Consider the following 19308-nt stretch of genomic DNA (forward strand, 5'->3'; position numbering starts at 1 on the left):
CCAACAATTCTGATCCGCCGAAACGAACAGCTTTACTCACGTTGAAAGCCCCCCTCCAGCTGCATGAAAACCACCGAGCCCGGGGCCGGAGGATTCATATCCAGTCGGGTGCGCGCAACTTCATCCACACGCTCACCTTTGGCCAAGGCCACTTGCTGCAATTGCAAACGGGTAAACGCCACTTCAATCTGGTGCTCAGCCTGTTGCTCCTGGCCCAATGCAACAAACAAGGTTCTCGCAGCGTGTTGCTGCTCAACCACCAACATGGCACAAAAAATCACCAAAGCCAGCAATAGAATATTCAAGCGCCCCATGCGTTCCCCCCTACCGAAGAACCAGCCGGCCACTCGGCCAGCTTCTCAGCCACGCGCAACACGGATGAACGTGAACGGGGGTTCAACTCACACTCTTCTTTGCTCGGCTTGATGCGATCCAACTTTCTCATCAACGGCGTGGGCTCGGGCAGCGGTAGTTTGCGCAAACGGGCATCCTGTTGCGATTTTGGATTCGCCAGCTTCTCAATAAATTGCTTGGTAATTCGATCTTCAAGTGAATGAAAGCTGATCACCGCCAGCCTTCCACCCACCTTCAATCTTTTGAAGGCCGCAGTTAAACCTTGTTCGAGCTGCGCAAGCTCCTGGTTGACGTGAATCCGTAAAGCCTGAAAGGTGCGCGTTGCAGGGTCCTGGCCCGGCTCCCGCGTGCGAACTGCCCCTGCCACGATCTGGGCAAGGTCGAGTGTTGTAGTGATCGGCCGCTCCGCGCGGCGAGCAACAATCGCTGTTGCAATCTGAACAGCAAACCGTTCTTCCCCATAATTCTTTATCACCTCTTTGATTTCCCGGGCCTCTGCCCGAGCAAGAAAATCGGCCGCTGACTCTCCAGCCTGCGGATCCATGCGCATGTCCAGTGGACCATCCCGGCGGAAACTGAATCCCCGCTCAGCCTGATCGATTTGGGGTGAAGAGACGCCGATATCCATCAACACGCCATCCACTTGATCGATACCCAGCAAATCAAGCGCCGACTCAAGATCGGCGAACGCACTGCGAACACCCCGAAAACGGGAGTCTTTGATTTCACCCATGGCCTGAACTGCTTGAGGGTCGCGATCAAGGGCCACGAGTTGCCCCTTCGCCGAAAGCTTTTCGAGCAAAGCACGGCTGTGTCCGCCCCTGCCAAAGGTGCAGTCCAGATAAAGTCCGTCGGGCGTGTGCAACAGGGCGTCAACCGTGGGTTGAAGAAGCACGGGGATGTGTTCATCGGCACTCACCTTCAGAAACTGAATTCGTTCAGTGATTCAGGCATGCCCGCAGCAATTGCCTTTTCCTCTTCCACCTTCAACAGCGTGGAATCCCAGATCTCAAAATGACTACCCATGCCCAACAACATCACTTCCTTGCTCAACGAAGCTGCTTCCCGCAATTCTGGGGACACCAGAATACGACCTGCAGAATCGATTTCAACATCTGTTGCAAAGCCAAGGAAAATACGCTGCCAAGGGCGGGCAGACATGGGCCAAGCAGCAATTTTTTCTCGATGCTGCTCCCAAACAGGGCGCGGAAACATCAATAAACAGCCGTTGGGGTGTTTTGTAAGCGTCAAGGCTCCCTCGCACTGCATTTGCAGCGCGTCACGATGCTTCTGTGGCACATTCATGCGCCCTTTTGCATCCATTGATAAGGAAGAACTGCCTTGATACACGCGAATTAAATTCCCACAAAATCACACAAATCCCCACGAATCACCACTTTACGCATTATGAAATGGGTGGTCAAGCAGTTCTCTCGAGAAAACGCTTTACAACCAAGGACTTAGAAGCACTTTGAAGAAATTAATCAAGAAAAAATGACTGAAAAAATAAGAGCATAAAGACAACACTGAAAGTAATGTCTTAAGAAATAGCTGGGGAATTAAAACCTGATGAGGGGAAGTAGAAAGCGCGCCTGTAAGCCGGATTCTGTTCAATGGCCTTGCAGCCAAAGTGACAATCATTCCTCTAGGCTGAAAATTACTCTTCAGCTCAAGCCACCTACCCGCGCGCTCGGGGAGCGCCGTTGGCGCTTAAAGCGCCTGCGCGCCTATTTGGTGTTGCTCCAAGTGGGGTTTACCTAGCCAGCCTTGTTGCCAAGCCTGCGGGGGTCTCTTACACCTCCGGTTCGCCCTTGCCTGTGAAAGTTGCCTTTCCATCGGCGGTGTGTTTTCTGTTGCACTTTCCGTCGCCTTGGGTTTTGTTGCCAAAACCGTATAGCGCCTGGTCGTTAACCAGCACCGTGCTCACTGGAGTCCGGACTTTCCTCCCCCTGAAATTCAGGCAGCGATTGTCCGACGCACTTTCCGAAAGCAAGTGTAGACCCATCCCAAACAAAAGCCAATCTTTCATCAGATGAAGAAACCCGACGTGTTGGCTTCGCGCGATAAACAGCAGAGTCTTCATAAAAGCCGGGGGTCTCGGAATCGCGAAACCAGCCGGGAACCCCCATCACCGGCAGGGGGCTTAAGTTACCGGGGGCGCGAAGTTGTTCAACCACCAACAACATCAATCGCTGCAACTCAGGCAATTCCATGTCAAGCGAAGGTACCTGTACGGGCACCACCTTTGCACACAAACCTTTGTGAGCTTTGCTCATGCTATCGAGCAAACCGTGCCCCAACAATAAAACCCTGGCACGGGTACTCCAGCTTTCTCGCTGATCAAGCAGCAAGGTTTTCCAGTCGTGCTGTAACAAGGCCGTGCAGAGCGACCACTCCGTGGTCAAAAGAAGCGCGCCGCTTTCATCGAACAAAGTCAAGGCATCGCGCAAGCGACTTCGACCATTGCCAGACAAACTTCCACTTTGGTCCGCAGAGCAACAGGCGTCCTGTACATGAAGTGCATTGATCAGCTGCTTTACTTTGGGAAAGGCCAACCAAACTTGGCCATTGTACCAATCGTGAGAAAGATCTCGAGTCGGGATCTGGCCAGTTTGCACAAGGCGCTCATATTCGAGCGCCCCCAAATTTTCGGTTGAATGCAAAAAAACGGGGGTGGCCTCAACCAGCTCACCACGCAGATCATTCAACCGACGGGAAACAGCGCCCTCATGATCAAATCGAGAATCAAAACGGGCACGGTTTTCACCATAGGGCCATAGCCAGGGGCTAACTGCTGAATGTGCCACCACCGCTCACCGAAGACGGGTAACAGTCCAATCCAGCACCTCTCCTGCCCTCAAAGGCACAATCCCACTTTCTGTAACAAAGGGCAGCCGTTGCGGTACTTCAAAAGACTTGCGCTGTAGCTCAAACACACCTTCGTTTACAGGCACACCATAAAATGCAGGGCCATTCAAACTACAAAACTTTTCAAACAGCTCAACGCTTTCCAATGCCCCCATCTGCTCAAAAGCTTCAGCGTACATGGCCATGGCGTAGGGTGCAGAATAACAACCGGCACAACCACATGACATTTCTTTCAAATGCCTGGCGTGCGGAGCACTGTCTGTACCCAGGAAAAACTGCGGTAAACCACTGGTTGCCGCTTTCAACAGTGCCTTGCGATGCACCTCGCGCTTCAACACTGGCAGGCAATACCAATGTGGCTGTAAACCACCCTTGAACAAAGCGTTGCGGTTATAAAGCAAATGCTGAGGTGTAATGGTTGCAGCCAGCAGCAACCTGCCCTGCGCGTCACGCCCCGAATCCTCTGTGACAAACGTGGCCGCTTGCTCAGTGGTGATGTGTTCAAAAACTACCCGCAAATTCGGAAACTGCCGACGCAAAGGCTTCATCACCGTCTCTACAAATGCGGCTTCGCGATCAAACACATCCACATCCGCATCCGTCACTTCACCATGTACCAGCAAAGGCAAACCATGAAGCTCCATGGCCTGCAACACGGCGCCGCATTGGCCCAGCAAATCGGAAACACCAGCTTCAGAATTTGTGGTCGCGCCAGCTGGGTACAACTTCACTGCTCGCACTACACCACTGTTGGCCGCTTTTTCAATTTCCTGAGGGCTCGTCGCACCGGTCAGGTACAGCACCATCAAGGGTTCAAACAAACGCATGACGGCCTGTTCCTCCGCGGAATAATCGCCCGTACAACAAGCTTTCTCTACGGCATCCAGAATACGCTGACGATAAGCCACGGCTTGATCCACCGTGGTCACAGGCGGCTTCAAATTGGGCATCACAATCGCACGCCGGAAATTCAACGCCGTGGCCGCAACTACATGCTCCAGGGCCTCGCCGTCGCGAAGGTGCAAATGCCAATCATCGGGCGGAGCAATTTGAATGGTCTGAATCATGAGGGCCAGATAAAGTTTGGAACGATCTGTATTTTACCTCACGCAGATTGCCCGAACTTTCTCAGGGCTTGCCGATCAGAATAATCCTCAGGTCATTCACATTGGTCATCGTGGGCCCCGTCATCAACAATCGATCCAGGCGTTTAAAGTAGTCGTAACTGGTGTGTTGATCCAAGTGCAACTGAGGCGCAAGCTTGGCAGCCTTGCAGCGCTGCCTGTCGCCGGGCAACATCAACGCACCGGCATGCCCGCCAATACCGTCAATCCCGTCCGTGTCTGCCGCAATAGCTGCAACCTCAACAGGTGCGCTCATATCCCGAAGGTAAAAAGCCAAAGCCAACAAAAACTCGGAATTGCGCCCACCCCGCGCTTGCCTCAACTGCGTGTCATTCAGGGTTACAGTGCATTCACCGCCACTGATAATCGCCAGCGGAGCAGCAGGCCAGCCCCCTTGTCCCATGGCTGCTTGCCTGGCAATAGCTGCATGCACCTGCGCCACATCTCGCGCCTCACCCTCCAAAGTATCGCCAAGGTTCAAAACCTTGTATCCCTTGACCTCAAGGTGTTGGGTTACAGCATTCAACGACTTCAAATTGCTGGCCAGCAAATGGGTTTTCACTTTGCGAAAAACCAGCGAACTCCGCTTGGGTGTATCAGGCACCGCACCCTTTATCCCTTTCTCGAGATACCTGGCAATTGAGTGTGGCACTTGCACCGCCCAACGCTTGATCACCTCCATGGCGTCGTGAAAAGTACTCTCATCCGGGCTGAACGGACCCGATGCAATCGATGAAGGATCATCTCCCGGCACATCCGAAATCAACAACTGAAACACCGGTGCACGGCAAATCTGGGCCAACTGGCCCCCCAATGTTTGAGTCACATGCTTGCGCACAATATTCATTTCGTCGATCGGCGCACCGCAGGCCAACAAAGCTCGGTTCAACTGCTGCAAATCAACAAAAGGAATGTCGCGAACCGGCACACTCAACAAACTTGAACCGCCCCCCGACACCAGCGCGATTACGGCATCACTGGAGGGCACCTCCGAGATGGCTTTGTGCAGTCTGCGCGCAGCACGTTGACCATCTTCATCCGGCACTGGGTGCGCCGCCTGAACCACTTCGATGGTCGAAGTTTTAACCTCATGCCCACGCCGGGTTACGACAAAACCTTGCAGTTTCTCTGAAGACCCAACCACTCCTTCCAAGGCCTTGGCCATCGATGCAGCTGCCTTGCCTGCCCCAAAAACCCAAACCCGCTCTCTCTCGGGGGCCAGTTGGCTCAACCAAGGCATGATTTGCTCGTGCCAAGCCTCCTTCAAGGCTTGCTCGGGCTGGGCCGCCAAAACACCCACATCAAAAACCTCAGTTAAAAGGTCTTTGTAAAAATCATCCTTCTCAGACATGAAAAGTCTCTTAAAATAAAAATCAATTAATCAACAATTTACCAATTAAACCATGTGTCAATTGCTCGGCATGAACTGCAACACGCCAACCGACATTCAATTTTCATTTGAGGGCTTTGCCAAAAGAGGCGGCTTGACCGATGAACATGCAGACGGCTGGGGCATCGCATTTTTCGAAGGCTCCGCGGCAAGATGTTTCATCGATCACCGCCCTGCCTCTGATTCCCCAGTGGCGGAATTAATCCGGAATTACCCCATCCGGTCTTACAATGTGATATCCCACATCCGCAAAGCCACAGTTGGGCAGGTCAAACTTCAAAATTGCCATCCATTCATTCGAGAACTCTGGGGACAGGCTTGGGTGTTTGCGCACAACGGTGATTTAAAAGATTTCAACCCAAGTCTTCAAGGCGACTTTTTGCCCATTGGAGAAACTGACAGCGAACTCGCGTTCTGCCTATTGCTGCAAACCCTGAAAAACGAATTTGGTTACCGTACCGCCGGCAACCGCCCCAGCGTGGCAGAAGTCGATGAGGTGCTTCGCCCGGTGTGCTCGAAGATCGCTGAACACGGCACCTTCAACATGCTGCTGTCCAACGGGCAAGCGATGTACACGCATTGCTCTACCAAACTCGAGTACATCGTTCGCGCACATCCTTTCAAAGCCGCGCATTTGGTTGATTGCGACATTCAAGTCGACTTTGGTGCCGTAACCACACAGAACGATCGAGTTGCGGTAATTGCAACCTCGGCGCTCACGAACGACGAGGTATGGACACCCTTCGAGCCGCAATCCTTTCTGGTGTTCGAAGACGGCCGGCCCGTGCTGAAGAACGGTCACAGCCTGCTTTTATAAACATTTGAAGCCAAAAGACAAAGGCTCGCGATGCTCCAACTCCGTCAACAGCGTTTCACGCTGTTCTCGGGAGAATTCACCCAACATTTCGGTGGCTGTATAAAAACGTTGAAAGCTTTGATCACAGAGGTTGTGCAAAGCCTTGAAGGCAGGCACATATTGAGTGTACAAACCAGACACACCCAACTTCGCGTTGTTCAAATCTTCGGCCATAAACCGGTCATAACCAGCCCATCCGCCCCAAGACTCCTTTAATGCATCGTAATCAACCAGCAACTGCTTGAAACGCTGCTCTTTCAATCTCAACACCTGCGGCGTGTCCAGCCTATTGCTGTTCTCATAAATCTGTTCCAGATCATCGCGAGCACGCGCCAACATAAGCCGGAAGGCATTTCTGCGTGAATCGAATATTTCGTATTGCGCCTTCAGCACCTCCCGCCCAGGTTGGGCAAGCCAGGCAATCACCCCCAATTCCTCAACCGCCGTCGCAAAGCTCTCGTTGAACATTGTGTCGTCGGCAATGTAAACCATCTGGTGCGCTAGCTCATGAAAAACCAGCCTGGCCAATTCACCTGCCGGATAATTCACAAAAGTATTCAAAACCGGGTCGGGCGTAAAACCCAAGGTTGAGTACGCAGGCACACCCAGCACCGCCACATCCAAGCCCTGTTTACGAAGGTCATCCGCAAGGGCCGCAGCGCGAGACTCCGAATAAAAACCCTTGTAAGAAATACAACCGATTAAAGGGAAACACCAAGTTTCCAAAGTCAAACTGTCTGGCTGGGAAGCGACCACATTCCACACCGCATAGGCGCGATTCAAGTCAGCGTAAGTGCGGTAACTCCGATTGTCAGGAAGCCCCAGCTGCACCACAGAAAACTCCCGTATTTCCTGGACATATTGCAATTGAGTGCGCAACTTCCCCGAAAGATCAGGACGCAACAACACCTCATCAATGTTCTCTGCAGCCCCAAGAACACGCAGGTGACCCGTGGTGGCCTGCCAAAAATAAGAACCCGTGCTGCAAGCATTCAATAGAACAGCGCTCACCAACAACAAGCCTGACAACATACTGCGCCGAATCATTCCTGCCCTACCTTGGATGAAGAACTTTCATAGTAAAGCACAGCGATTGCCACAGTGAGCAAAACCTGCGATTCTTAATGTTTGTACCAACCAGCGAAGTTTGTTGTGAATCCGAGCAAAATTGAATCCTGGGTCAATACCCGTCGAGACATCCACGCCCACCCTGAATTGCGTTACGAAGAAAACCGTACCGCTGATATCGTCGCCAAGCGGCTTGCTGAACTTGGATACACAGTGGAAACCGGGATTGGACGTACTGGCGTGGTTGGCCTTATTCGCGGAACCCAAGGGCCAGGCAAAATGATCGGCCTGCGAGCCGACATGGACGCGCTCCCCATCCAGGAACGCAATCAGTTTCCGCACGCCTCCCGCCACCCCGGGAAAATGCATGCCTGTGGTCACGATGGACATGTGGCCATGCTGCTGGGAGCCGCGCAGGAAATCGCAGAAAACCGTAACTTCAAAGGCAGTGTTGCCCTTATTTTCCAGCCTGCAGAAGAAGGCGGAGCTGGTGCCCAACGCATGATTGACGACGGCATGTTTCAGCGCTACCCAGTTGATGCGGTGTTTGCCATGCACAACTGGCCCGGCTTGAAGGAAGGCGAGTTTGCTGCACACACGGGTGCGGTCATGGCATCGAGCAATGAATTTTCAGTCAAAATTCAAGCCAAAGGCGCTCATGCTGCCATGCCTGACCTTGGCATTGATCCGGTGGTCATTGCTGCACAACTCATTCTCGCGTTTCAAACCATTGTCAGCAGAAACTGCAAACCTGTGGAACCTGCAGTATTGTCAGTCACCCAGATTCAGGCTGGCGAAGCAATCAATGTGATACCCGACCATGCGATATTGCAGGGTACTGTTCGTACCTTCAGCATTGAAACGCTGGATTTGATTGAACAGCACATGAACAAGCTCAGCACCGAGCTTTGCGCAGCCTTTGGTGCAACTGCTGAAATGGAGTTTGAACGCAAGTATCCGCCCACCATCAATTCGGCGGAAATGGCCGAACTGGCAAAGAATGCCTTGAAGCGAGTGCCTGAAGTAACTGCAGTTCACACCAACCTTCCTCCGACCATGGGCGCGGAAGACTTTGCCTTCATGCTTCAACACAAACCTGGGGCATATCTTTGGATAGGCAATGGCGATGGGGGTCATCGCACTCACGGACATGGCATTGGGCCCTGCACGCTGCACAACCCAAGCTATGACTTCAATGACAAAATACTTCCGCTTGGTGTTAAGGCATGGCTGGCAATAACGCACGCCTTTCTCGAGGGCACTTGAATTACTTGACTCGATAACCCAACAAAGCCTCAAACTCATGTTGTTTTGGACGTCGCCCCATGACCAGCAACTCTCCCTGACTCGGAACAAGAATCAGGGAATGAACCTTGCCACTTTTCTTCAGTGGTCTCCATGACTTTCCCTGAACAATCATCAATTCTTCAAAAATTGCAGACTCGAGAACAAAACGGTGTTCCCTGCGTTCAAGCACACCACTTACGGGCGCCGACATCACTCGCAAAGCATCTGGAGGTAAATCAAAGGTCGACACCAGATTAAAACGGGGCTCCCTTCGCGCAGCATCGACTATTAATTTTGGATCCAGCCCCACCGCAGCTGCATACAAGGCATCGTCGGGCAATTTGGCAAACAACGACTGGTTAACAGCAAATGCCCGTTGATACCCCAATTCATCAGCGCCGTCATAATGACTTAACATCGCTTTTTCTGGCGGAAGAAGAAAAAACAGATCGCTGTGCAACGATTGAAACCCTTGTCGACCCACAAAACCAGCCCCCCAGGTGGAATCCACTACCTTCCAAACACCATCGACTTTGACTGCATTCCACACATGATTAACTGGCTTGCCATTGCGGTGCGATGTTGCAGGACCACCTTTCACCAAACCATAAATTGTCTTTACCTCAAGGCCTGCCATTTTCATCAAACGATGAGTTACATCGGCATAAACCGCACAACTACCGCCCGCAAGCTTGTGCAGTTTCTCAAGTGAATGTTGTGACGGATCTCCAATCCTGTTGGCCAAACCCGCGTCATGTTTGAAATGATAAGTGACCCACCGGTAGACCAACCAGGCCCTCTCTTCATCCGTTTCAGCAACCGAAAGTAAGGAATGAAATTTTGATTCTAGCCGTGTTTCATGCGTAGCCAGTGTTTGGTGAAAGTGGGTCTTTAGTTGCTGGTATCGAGAAACGCCTTTATCAGCGCAAACGGCAAACGGGATAAGAAGAACCAATAGGCCAAAAATATACCGTGACCGATGATCAAGAAGATACTTCAACTTCAATTCCAAGATAAACAAACAGAAAGCAACGAAGATATAGGAATAAATGCAAAATCACATGAAACGAACACCAATTGGGACCAAGCAGCTTCGTTCTGAAAAAGCTTCGTTCTGAAAAAGCTTCGTTCTGAAAATTGTGCAGACGCCGTTAGACACGGTTGAATCGCAGTGGAGCACCGTATTGATCTGAAATAAAAAAACCCCGCCTCAGGTATTGAGAGCGGGGTTTTTTGGAATTGGAGAGCCTGACGATGTCCTACTTTCACATGCGAATGCACACTATCATCGGCGCTAAGGCGTTTCACGGTCCTGTTCGGGATGGGAAGGGGTGGTACCACCTTGCTATGGTCGTCAGGCAAAGAGGGTTGGCTGTAAGTGCGGTGCCTTGATTGCACTTACTTGTTAGCTAACCAGCGTTGCGGCTGATTGGCTCGATTTGGAACTGATGAGTTATCTTTGAGACAGCGCTGCTATCTTGTTGATGCGTGTTGCGGGTATATCTATTTCAAACAAACTACCTTGGTTTTTATTGAGGCTAAGGTCTAGCCCCGGGTAGATTTACTGTGTTGTTTCATGTGCGTATCTTTTAAGCAAGGCTCAATGCTATAGAGCCAAGCCGCACGGGCAATTAGTACTGGTTAGCTTAATGCATTACTGCACTTCCACACCCAGCCTATCAACGTCGTGGTCTTCAACGGCCCTTCAGGAGGATCAAGTCCTCAGGGAAATCTTATCTTAAGGCAAGTTTCACGCTTAGATGCTTTCAGCGTTTATCTCTTCCGTATTTAGCTACCCGGCAATGCCACTGGCGTGACAACCGGTACACCAGAGATACGTCCATTCCGGTCCTCTCGTACTAGGAACAGCCCCCTTCAAATTTCCAACGCCCACGGCAGATAGGGACCAAACTGTCTCACGACGTTTTAAACCCAGCTCACGTACCTCTTTAAATGGCGAACAGCCATACCCTTGGGACCGGCTACAGCCCCAGGATGAGATGAGCCGACATCGAGGTGCCAAACACCGCCGTCGATGTGAACTCTTGGGCGGTATCAGCCTGTTATCCCCAGAGTACCTTTTATCCGTTGAGCGATGGCCCTTCCATACAGAACCACCGGATCACTATGTCCTGCTTTCGCACCTGCTCGACTTGTCAGTCTCGCAGTCAAGCACGCTTATGCCATTGCACTATCAGTACGATGTCCGACCGTACTTAGCGTACCTTCGAGCTCCTCCGTTACTCTTTAGGAGGAGACCGCCCCAGTCAAACTGCCCACCATGCACGGTCCCCGACCCAGATAATGGGTCAAGGTTAGAACCTCAAACAGATCAGGGTGGTATTTCAAGGATGGCTCCATGAGAACTGGCGTTCCCACTTCAAAGCCTCCCACCTATCCTACACAAACCGGTTCAAAGTCCAATGCAAAGCTACAGTAAAGGTTCATGGGGTCTTTCCGTCTAGCCGCGGGGAGATTGCATCATCACAAACACTTCAACTTCGCTGAGTCTCAGGAGGAGACAGTGTGGCCATCGTTACGCCATTCGTGCAGGTCGGAACTTACCCGACAAGGAATTTCGCTACCTTAGGACCGTTATAGTTACGGCCGCCGTTTACTGGGACTTCAGTCAAGAGCTTGCACCCCATCATTTAATCTTCCAGCACCGGGCAGGCGTCACTCCCTATACGTCCACTTTCGTGTTTGCAGAGAGCTGTGTTTTTATTAAACAGTCGCAGCCACCATTTTATTGCAACCCCTTCGTCCTTCCATTGTTCATGGTCAAACTACAAGGGCGTACCTTCTCCCGAAGTTACGGTACCAATTTGCCGAGTTCCTTCTCCTGAGTTCTCTCAAGCGCCTTAGAATACTCATCCCGCCCACCTGTGTCGGTTTGCGGTACGGTCAACGTGTAACTGAAGCTTAGAGGCTTTTCTTGGGACCACTTCCAATGGGTTCGTAGCCGTAGCTACTTCCCCCCACACCCTTGAGTATATGACAGCCGGATTTGCCTAACTGTCCTCTATGATGCAGGGACCAGGATATCCAACACCTGGACCACTTTCCACGATCCGTCCCCCCATCGCATTACACGTCGGTGCAGGAATATTAACCTGCTTCCCATCGACTACGCATTTCTGCCTCGCCTTAGGGGCCGACTAACCCTACGCCGATGAACGTTGCGTAGGAAACCTTGGGCTTACGGCGACAGAGCCTTTCACTCTGTTTATCGCTACTCATGTCAGCATTCGCACTTCTGATACCTCCAGCATGCTTTACAACACACCTTCGCAGGCTTACAGAACGCTCCCCTACCACATACACTTACGTGTACATCCGCAGCTTCGGTTATCTGCTTAGCCCCGTTACATCTTCCGCGCAGGACGACTCGATCAGTGAGCTATTACGCTTTCTTTAAAGGGTGGCTGCTTCTAAGCCAACCTCCTGACTGTTTTAGCCTTCCCACTTCGTTTTCCACTTAGCAGATATTAGGGACCTTAGCTGGCGGTCTGGGTTGTTTCCCTCTTGACACCGGACGTTAGCACCCGATGTCTGTCTCCCGAGATTGCACTTACAGGTATTCGGAGTTTGCCATGGTTTGGTAAGTCGCGATGACCCCCTAGCCATAACAGTGCTCTACCCCCTGTAGTGAGACTCGAGGCACTACCTAAATAGTTTTCGGGGAGAACCAGCTATTTCCAGATTTGTTTAGCCTTTCACCCCTATCCACAGCTCATCCCCTAACTTTTCAACGTTAGTGGGTTCGGTCCTCCAGTTGGTGTTACCCAACCTTCAACCTGGCCATGGATAGATCATCTGGTTTCGGGTCTACACCCAGCGACTAGACGCCCTATTCGGACTCGCTTTCGCTACGCCTTCCCTACTCGGTTAAGCTTGCCACTGAATGTAAGTCGCTGACCCATTATACAAAAGGTACGCCGTCACGGAACAAGTCCGCTCCGACTGTTTGTATGCACACGGTTTCAGGATCTATTTCACTCCCCTCCCGGGGTTCTTTTCGCCTTTCCCTCACGGTACTAGTTCACTATCGGTCAGTCATGAGTATTTAGCCTTGGAGGATGGTCCCCCCATGTTCAGACAGGGTTTCTCGTGCCCCGCCCTACTTGTCGTACGCCTAGTTCCACAATCGAGTTTTCACATACAGGGCTATCACCTTCTATGGCCGGACTTTCAAGACCGTTTTGTTAACTCAAATGCTAAATCGTACAGGCTGATCCAATTTCGCTCGCCACTACTCTCGGAATCTCGGTTGATTTCTTTTCCTCTGGGTACTTAGATGTTTCAGTTCTCCAGGTTCGCCTCGCACAGCTATGTATTCACTGTGCGATACCCCTAAAAGGGTGGGTTTCCCCATTCGGACATCTACGGCTCAAAGCTTGTTTGCCAGCTCCCCGTAGCTTTTCGCAGGCTACCACGTCCTTCATCGCCTATGACTGCCAAGGCATCCACCATGTGCACTTATTCGCTTGACTCTATAGCGTTAAGCCCTGCTCAAGTTATTCACAAGAACAACACTGTAATCACCATAAAAAGCAAAGTAGTTTGTGTGTATTCTAAATTTCAAGCGCCGGTGCGTATTAGGAACAATACACACCCACTTCTTGAGAAGAACGATGATGCAATCGCATCAATCAAAATATCTACACCTTCGTTAAAAGGAGTATCTATCTCGATATCTCATCATTTCCAAATTGTTAAAGAACAAGTCCAGATCCTGAAGACCTGGCGACTCTTACAGCCAAATGAATAAACACCCCAGTGCCCAGCACCACGCGCTTATTCATTTGACCGCAAACCGATGCAAACTCCTGCATCCCTTGCCTAACCGCTAACAGCCAATCTTTTATTCAAAGACCATTTATTCAAACACTCGATACAAACTTCACGTTTCTTGCAGCACTAAAACTTGGTGGAGGTGAACGGGATCGAACCGATGACCCCCTGCTTGCAAAGCAGGTGCTCTCCCAGCTGAGCTACACCCCCAGGTGTTTTACAACAACTTCAAACCAATGGTGGGTCTGGATGGGCTCGAACCATCGACCCCCGCCTTATCAAGACGGTGCTCTAACCAACTGAGCTACAGACCCCGTAAACTTTTCAGCCCCAGGGCCCTGACCTCTAGACAGTTCTTTCGTTCCGCACTTAAAGGCCCTCTCTTCTTGCTGCTTGTATCTTCGCGTCTAAACAAACCGATAAGTGTGAGCACTAAAACCAAACAAATTCAAGACTTGAATCTACTTCTCTTTCTCTAGAAAGGAGGTGATCCAGCCGCACCTTCCGATACGGCTACCTTGTTACGACTTCACCCCAGTCATGAATCCTACCGTGGTGACCGTCCTCCTTGCGGTTAGACTAGCCACTTCTGGTAGAACCCACTCCCATGGTGTGACGGGCGGTGTGTACAAGACCCGGGAACGTATTCACCGCGGCATTCTGATCCGCGATTACTAGCGATTCCGACTTCACGCAGTCGAGTTGCAGACTGCGATCCGGACTACGATCGGTTTTCTGGGATTGGCTCCACCTCGCGGCTTGGCAACCCTCTGTACCGACCATTGTATGACGTGTGAAGCCCTACCCATAAGGGCCATGAGGACTTGACGTCATCCCCACCTTCCTCCGGTTTGTCACCGGCAGTCTCATTAGAGTGCCCTTTCGTAGCAACTAATGACAAGGGTTGCGCTCGTTGCGGGACTTAACCCAACATCTCACGACACGAGCTGACGACAGCCATGCAGCACCTGTGTGCAGGTTCTCTTTCGAGCACCAATCCATCTCTGGAAAGTTCCTGCCATGTCAAGGGTAGGTAAGGTTTTTCGCGTTGCATCGAATTAATCCACATCATCCACCGCTTGTGCGGGTCCCCGTCAATTCCTTTGAGTTTTAACCTTGCGGCCGTACTCCCCAGGCGGTCAACTTCACGCGTTAGCTACGTTACCAAGGAAGTAAATCCCCAACAACTAGTTGACATCGTTTAGGGCGTGGACTACCAGGGTATCTAATCCTGTTTGCTCCCCACGCTTTCGTGCATGAGCGTCAGTGTTATCCCAGGGGGCTGCCTTCGCCATTGGTGTTCCTCCACATATCTACGCATTTCACTGCTACACGTGGAATTCCACCCCCCTCTGACACACTCTAGTCGTGCAGTCACAAATGCAATTCCCAGGTTAAGCCCGGGGATTTCACACCTGTCTTACACAACCGCCTGCGCACGCTTTACGCCCAGTAATTCCGATTAACGCTTGCACCCTACGTATTACCGCGGCTGCTGGCACGTAGTTAGCCGGTGCTTATTCTTCAGGTACCGTCATCCCCCTAGGGTATTAGCCCAAAGGATTTCTTCCCTGACAAAAGTGCTTTACAACCCGAAGGCCTTCTTCGCACACGCGGCATTGCTGGATCAGGGTTTCCCCCATTGTCCAAAATTCCCCACTGCTGCCTCCCGTAGGAGTCTGGGCCGTGTCTCAGTCCCAGTGTGGCTGATCGTCCTCTCAGACCAGCTACTGATCGTCGCCTTGGTAGGCCTTTACCCTACCAACTAGCTAATCAGCCATCGGCCGCTCCAATAACGTGAGGCCTTGCGGTCCCCCACTTTCCCCCTCAGGGCGTATGCGGTATTAATCCGGCTTTCGCCGAGCTATCCCCCATTACTGGGCACGTTCCGATGTATTACTCACCCGTTCGCCACTCGTCAGCATCCGAAGACCTGTTACCGTTCGACTTGCATGTGTAAGGCATGCCGCCAGCGTTCAATCTGAGCCAGGATCAAACTCTTCAGTTTAATCTCTGCAAAATTTACTAAACTCGACGGAGTAGATGTTTATAAAAGCCTTGACAGCTTTCACATTCATTTACTTTATTCCGTGAGCACTAACTCTGAATCGTGATTCAAAGTCATTCTTTTTGAGAAAAGAACAAACCTTAAACCCATCTGGTCAGTGCCCACACTTATCGGCTGTTAACTTGTTAAAGATCGCTTCGAAATTTCTGCTAACCTTGCTGCTCTTCAAGCTTACTTAAAACCTTGGAGAACCGCTTGTTTGCTTCGTTTCGTGCTGCTTGTCGTGCAGCAGAGAAACGAGATTATGCACATCATCTTTCCACCTGTCAAACACTTTTGTGAAGAAATTTGTATTTTTCTGCAACACAGCAAAAGTGTGTTCCAACCACCCCACAAGACGACGAAAACAAGCCTCTGAAGCACAAGGATTTTTTTCAGAGTTGCACAAAAAACAGGCTCCAGAAGGAGCCCTGAAAATATTTCATTTTTTTGACACCCAAGCCCTTTAAAAAGAGCTTTGAACCCATTTAATTTCAATCTAATTCAAATTAATTTGGAAAATTCGGTCTTATTTGTTCTTGAAGTCGGGCTTCCGCTTCTCAACGAAGGCCGCCATGCCCTCTTTTTGATCTTCAGTAGCAAACAAACTGTGGAACATGCGGCGCTCAAAAAGCATTCCTTCGGACAAAGACCCTTCAAATGCCCGATTGATGCTTTCCTTGGCCATCATTACGGAGGGATTTGAATAGGCGGCAATCACCGTGGCCGCCTCAATGGCCTCGTCCAGGCACTTGTCAGCGGGGACAACACGGGAAACCAGGCCTGCACGCTCGGCTTCTGCGGCATCCATGAGGCGCCCAGTCAAACAGAGGTCCATGGCTTTGGCTTTGCTGATAGCGCGGGGCAAACGCTGAGTGCCGCCAGCGCCTGGAATAATGCCGAGCTTGATTTCAGGCTGACCAAATTTAGCGGTGTCGGCACAAATAATGAAATCGGTCATCATTGCCAACTCGCAGCCACCGCCCAAAGCGAAACCACGGACAGCGGCAATCACTGGTTTGCGAATATTGCGGATGGTTTCCCAGTTGCGAGTGATGTATTCGCTTTTATAGACATCCATGTAAGTAAATGTGGCCATGGCTCCAATGTCGGCCCCAGCTGCAAAGGCCTTGTCGTTGCCAGTGATGACCATGGCACCGATGTTGTCATCGGAATCGAAGTCCATCAAAGCCTGGCCCAACTCCGTCATCAACTGGTCGTTCAGCGCATTCAGCACTTGGGGGCGGTTCAAGCGCACCAAGCCCACTTTGCCGAGGGTTTCTACAAGGATGGTTTCATAGGTCATGTTCAGTCTCCTGCTCATTAATTAATAGGGATGGAGAAAGTCTAACCGTTCAAATTCGAGGAATTGACGACTGAAAAGAGTTTTGAAGGAAGACGTGACTTTATTTTCTGTCTAGGACAAAATAGGGGCACTTTGGACAAAACAGGCAGTAAAGAATGACAAAGTGCATATTTGTAATGGGCGCCAACAGTGCAATCGCCCAGGAATTGATTCAGTTGTGCGTGAATTCGGGCCAGGAGGTGATTGCTGCGGGACGAAACACTGCGGTACTTGAGGCCTTGTACGGCAGCACGTCGGGCGTACATATAGTAGAAGTTCAGGCTTGTGACTCCAGTTCAGTAGATGCGGCATTTCAGGCTGTGGTTGCTGAAGGCCGACAGATTGATGGCTATGCACATTGCGTGGGCTCCATCTTGGTGGCCCCGCTTGTCAAAACCAGCGACGCTCAACTTGACAGCGTGATGCAGGTTAATCTGCTTTCGGTCATGTATGGCTTGAGGGCATTTTTGAAACAGGCGAAGGCACAAGGCCAGGGTGGCTCCGCGGTGCTTGTGTCGACTTGCGCAACCGGGATTGGTGTTCCCAATCACGAGGCGATTGCAGCAGCGAAGGCTGGCGTAGAGGGCTTGGCCAAATCGGCAGCAGCCACACATGCGGCTGACAATATTCGGATTAATGTGGTTGCACCGGGTTTGACCGACTCACCCATTGCTTCGGCGTTCCTGAAAAGTGACATGATGCGGGCAGCAAGTGCCAAGCAATACCCACTGCAGGGCGTCAACACCCCAGCTGAAGTTGCACAAGCGATGCATTGGCTGCTGAGCGAGGGCTCTAGCAGGATGACCGGCGCCGTATTGAATATCGATGGGGGATTCCGAAATATCCGCCCTCTTGTGAAGTAAACCCCATCCGATTGACAGAAGGGCTAGCCATGCAGTACCAGACACCCAACAAATTTGAACCGAGCCGCCATGCCGCATTGGATGCATTGGCAAAGGTAGACCCGACGCTTTATAGCCGCACCCGAAATTTTCTGGACGGAGCAGTGACCGGCCTGTCGCCATGGATTACCCATGGTTACTTGAGCGTTCGGGAGGCCACCCAAGTGCTGATGGAGAAATATCGCCTGAGTTTTGAGGACAAGCTGATTTTTGAATTCGCTTGGCGAGAGTTCTTCAAACATGCGCATGCTGAATTAGGCAATGGGATTCTGAGTGATGTACGCAGACCCGTTTGGTCGGGCAGGTATAACCAACAATTGCCGGACGATATCCGGGAAGGCCGAACCGGGGTTGAAGCAATCGATGCCGGAGTGGCCTTGCTTTACGAGACTGGCTATTTGCACAACCATGTGCGGATGTGGATTGCCTCGTACGTAGTACACATGCGCAAGGTGCACTGGAAAGTGGGCGCTGACTGGATGTATACCCATTTGCTGGATGGGGACCTGGCTTCCAACCATTTGAGCTGGCAGTGGGTGGCTGGCACGTTCAGCCACAAGCCTTACGTGTTCAACGCGGACAATGTAAAGAAATACGCGCAAAAATGGGATTGTAGTGACACTGCGATCGACACCGACTATGAAGACCTAGAATCGATCGCCAGGAGCAAACGCGATGTGGGGCGCGAGAGAAATGCGCCACCCGTTGGAGTCGCTGAGCCGACTAGCCACCGCTTCGATCTTGAGCTATTGAGCGACACGCTAAAGCGCAAGACGGTGGATCTTCGCCAGCAGGCTGGTGTTGACTCGTGCAGCGCACTGATGAGCAACTTCAAGAAGATCAATTTGGTTCACCCTTGGGATCTGAAAGCTTGTTTTGATTTGACGCAAAACGGGGAGTTGCGCGTGGGACTGATTGACTGTGCTTTTCACAAAGCGCACCCGTGGAATAAACAGCGATGGGATTTTGTGTTGAACGCCATGGAAACGGGCTGCGACCAGATCTGGGTTGTGAACACGGATGACATTGGACACTGCACAAGCATGCTGGCTGGCTTCATGAAAACCGGTGCCGAGTTTGAATTAAGAGAAACATTGAATTCAGGCTACTTGATGATGGGGCGATGCTTACCGGTGCGATGGGCGCTAGAGGACAAGCTCCTACCAAACCCGACCCGCTTTCAACAGAGTTTTTCGCGCTTTTACAGAGAAGCCACCTTGATGGCAGGTAGCCTAGAAGAGGCGATACATGGCGGCATTTTGGTGGATTGACA

Annotated in this window: 12 protein-coding genes, 2 tRNA genes, 3 rRNA genes, 1 other RNA gene and 1 pseudogene; 4 read left to right on the plus strand and 15 right to left on the minus strand. The window is 51.3% G+C overall.

The features are described from left to right. Nucleotides 1–32: 32 nt before the first annotated feature. From ftsL to HKT17_RS13010, 7 genes and pseudogenes are all read right to left on the minus strand, one after another. Nucleotides 33–314, minus strand: coding sequence for a cell division protein FtsL (ftsL, locus tag HKT17_RS12980; protein ID WP_105027286.1), 282 nt, complete (start codon nucleotides 312–314; stop codon nucleotides 33–35). Further along, a complete protein-coding gene (gene rsmH, locus HKT17_RS12985; protein ID WP_171100605.1) occupies nucleotides 302–1273 on the minus strand; it encodes a 16S rRNA (cytosine(1402)-N(4))-methyltransferase RsmH in 972 nt (323 codons plus the stop codon). Before rsmH ends, ftsL begins: the two co-directional genes overlap by 13 nt. Nucleotides 1274–1275: 2 nt before the next feature. Beyond that, nucleotides 1276–1704 carry a division/cell wall cluster transcriptional repressor MraZ gene (mraZ, locus tag HKT17_RS12990; protein WP_105027288.1) on the minus strand — a complete coding sequence of 143 codons (429 nt, stop codon included), beginning with the start codon at nucleotides 1702–1704 and terminating at the stop codon, nucleotides 1276–1278. Nucleotides 1705–1933: 229 nt separating this feature from the next. Further along, nucleotides 1934–2337: RNase P RNA component class A (rnpB, locus tag HKT17_RS12995), an RNA gene on the minus strand. Between the two features lie 83 nt (nucleotides 2338–2420). After that, nucleotides 2421–3164 (minus strand): annotated as a pseudogene (locus HKT17_RS15760) (DUF3025 domain-containing protein); the annotation flags it as partial. A gap of 3 nt (nucleotides 3165–3167) precedes the next feature. Continuing rightward, the gene (gene pyrC / locus HKT17_RS13005) at nucleotides 3168–4289 is read right to left on the minus strand and encodes a dihydroorotase (protein WP_171100607.1); all 1122 of its coding nucleotides are present in this window, start codon (nucleotides 4287–4289) and stop codon (nucleotides 3168–3170) included. A gap of 61 nt (nucleotides 4290–4350) precedes the next feature. Further along, nucleotides 4351–5697 carry a glycerate kinase type-2 family protein gene (locus tag HKT17_RS13010; RefSeq protein WP_171100609.1) on the minus strand — a complete coding sequence of 449 codons (1347 nt, stop codon included), beginning with the start codon at nucleotides 5695–5697 and terminating at the stop codon, nucleotides 4351–4353. A gap of 52 nt (nucleotides 5698–5749) precedes the next feature. Between HKT17_RS13010 and HKT17_RS13015 the strand changes: the two genes are divergently transcribed. Beyond that, a complete protein-coding gene (locus tag HKT17_RS13015; protein ID WP_171100611.1) occupies nucleotides 5750–6553 on the plus strand; it encodes a class II glutamine amidotransferase in 804 nt (267 codons plus the stop codon). On the opposite strand, the gene HKT17_RS13020 is transcribed toward HKT17_RS13015, so the two are convergent. After that, nucleotides 6548–7639, minus strand: a complete 1092-nt coding sequence (locus HKT17_RS13020; RefSeq protein ID WP_171100613.1) for an aminopeptidase — start codon at nucleotides 7637–7639, stop codon at nucleotides 6548–6550. The two genes, HKT17_RS13015 and HKT17_RS13020, sit on opposite strands and share 6 nt — an antisense overlap. Before the next feature lie 105 nt (nucleotides 7640–7744). Between HKT17_RS13020 and HKT17_RS13025 the strand changes: the two genes are divergently transcribed. Then, nucleotides 7745–8926, plus strand: coding sequence for a M20 aminoacylase family protein (locus HKT17_RS13025; protein ID WP_171100615.1), 1182 nt, complete (start codon nucleotides 7745–7747; stop codon nucleotides 8924–8926). A gap of 1 nt (nucleotide 8927) precedes the next feature. Here HKT17_RS13025 and HKT17_RS13030 read toward each other — a convergent pair whose 3' ends face one another. The 7 genes from HKT17_RS13030 to HKT17_RS13060 all read right to left on the minus strand — a co-directional run bounded on the left by HKT17_RS13030 (nucleotide 8928) and on the right by HKT17_RS13060 (nucleotide 17094). After that, complete coding sequence (locus tag HKT17_RS13030) at nucleotides 8928–9947, minus strand: transglutaminase domain-containing protein (protein ID WP_171100617.1); 1020 nt, start codon at nucleotides 9945–9947, stop codon at nucleotides 8928–8930. 246 nt (nucleotides 9948–10193) lie between these two features. Continuing rightward, nucleotides 10194–10306, minus strand: a 5S ribosomal RNA gene (rrf, locus tag HKT17_RS13035). Nucleotides 10307–10557: 251 nt separating this feature from the next. After that, a 23S ribosomal RNA gene (locus tag HKT17_RS13040) occupies nucleotides 10558–13440 on the minus strand. A 435-nt stretch (nucleotides 13441–13875) separates the two neighbouring features. Continuing rightward, a tRNA-Ala gene (locus HKT17_RS13045) sits at nucleotides 13876–13951 on the minus strand. Nucleotides 13952–13978: 27 nt separating this feature from the next. Next, nucleotides 13979–14055 (minus strand) — tRNA-Ile (locus HKT17_RS13050). Between the two features lie 165 nt (nucleotides 14056–14220). Beyond that, nucleotides 14221–15749: ribosomal RNA gene (locus HKT17_RS13055) — 16S ribosomal RNA — on the minus strand. Together the 16S, 23S and 5S rRNA genes with 2 tRNA genes alongside form the textbook arrangement of a ribosomal RNA operon. Nucleotides 15750–16317: 568 nt before the next feature. Further along, complete coding sequence (locus tag HKT17_RS13060) at nucleotides 16318–17094, minus strand: enoyl-CoA hydratase (protein ID WP_171100619.1); 777 nt, start codon at nucleotides 17092–17094, stop codon at nucleotides 16318–16320. A 155-nt stretch (nucleotides 17095–17249) separates the two neighbouring features. On the opposite strand from HKT17_RS13060, the gene HKT17_RS13065 reads away from it, so the two are divergent. Together HKT17_RS13065 and HKT17_RS13070 are read left to right on the plus strand one after the other, a co-directional pair. Further along, the gene (locus HKT17_RS13065) at nucleotides 17250–17996 is read left to right on the plus strand and encodes an SDR family NAD(P)-dependent oxidoreductase (protein ID WP_171100622.1); all 747 of its coding nucleotides are present in this window, start codon (nucleotides 17250–17252) and stop codon (nucleotides 17994–17996) included. A 29-nt stretch (nucleotides 17997–18025) separates the two neighbouring features. Further along, nucleotides 18026–19306, plus strand: a complete 1281-nt coding sequence (locus HKT17_RS13070; protein WP_171100624.1) for an FAD-binding domain-containing protein — start codon at nucleotides 18026–18028, stop codon at nucleotides 19304–19306. Nucleotides 19307–19308 lie beyond the last annotated feature (2 nt).

Origin of the sequence: Limnobacter sp. SAORIC-580 (genome assembly GCF_013004065.1) — a bacterium.
GTDB lineage: Bacteria > Pseudomonadota > Gammaproteobacteria > Burkholderiales > Burkholderiaceae_B > Limnobacter > Limnobacter profundi.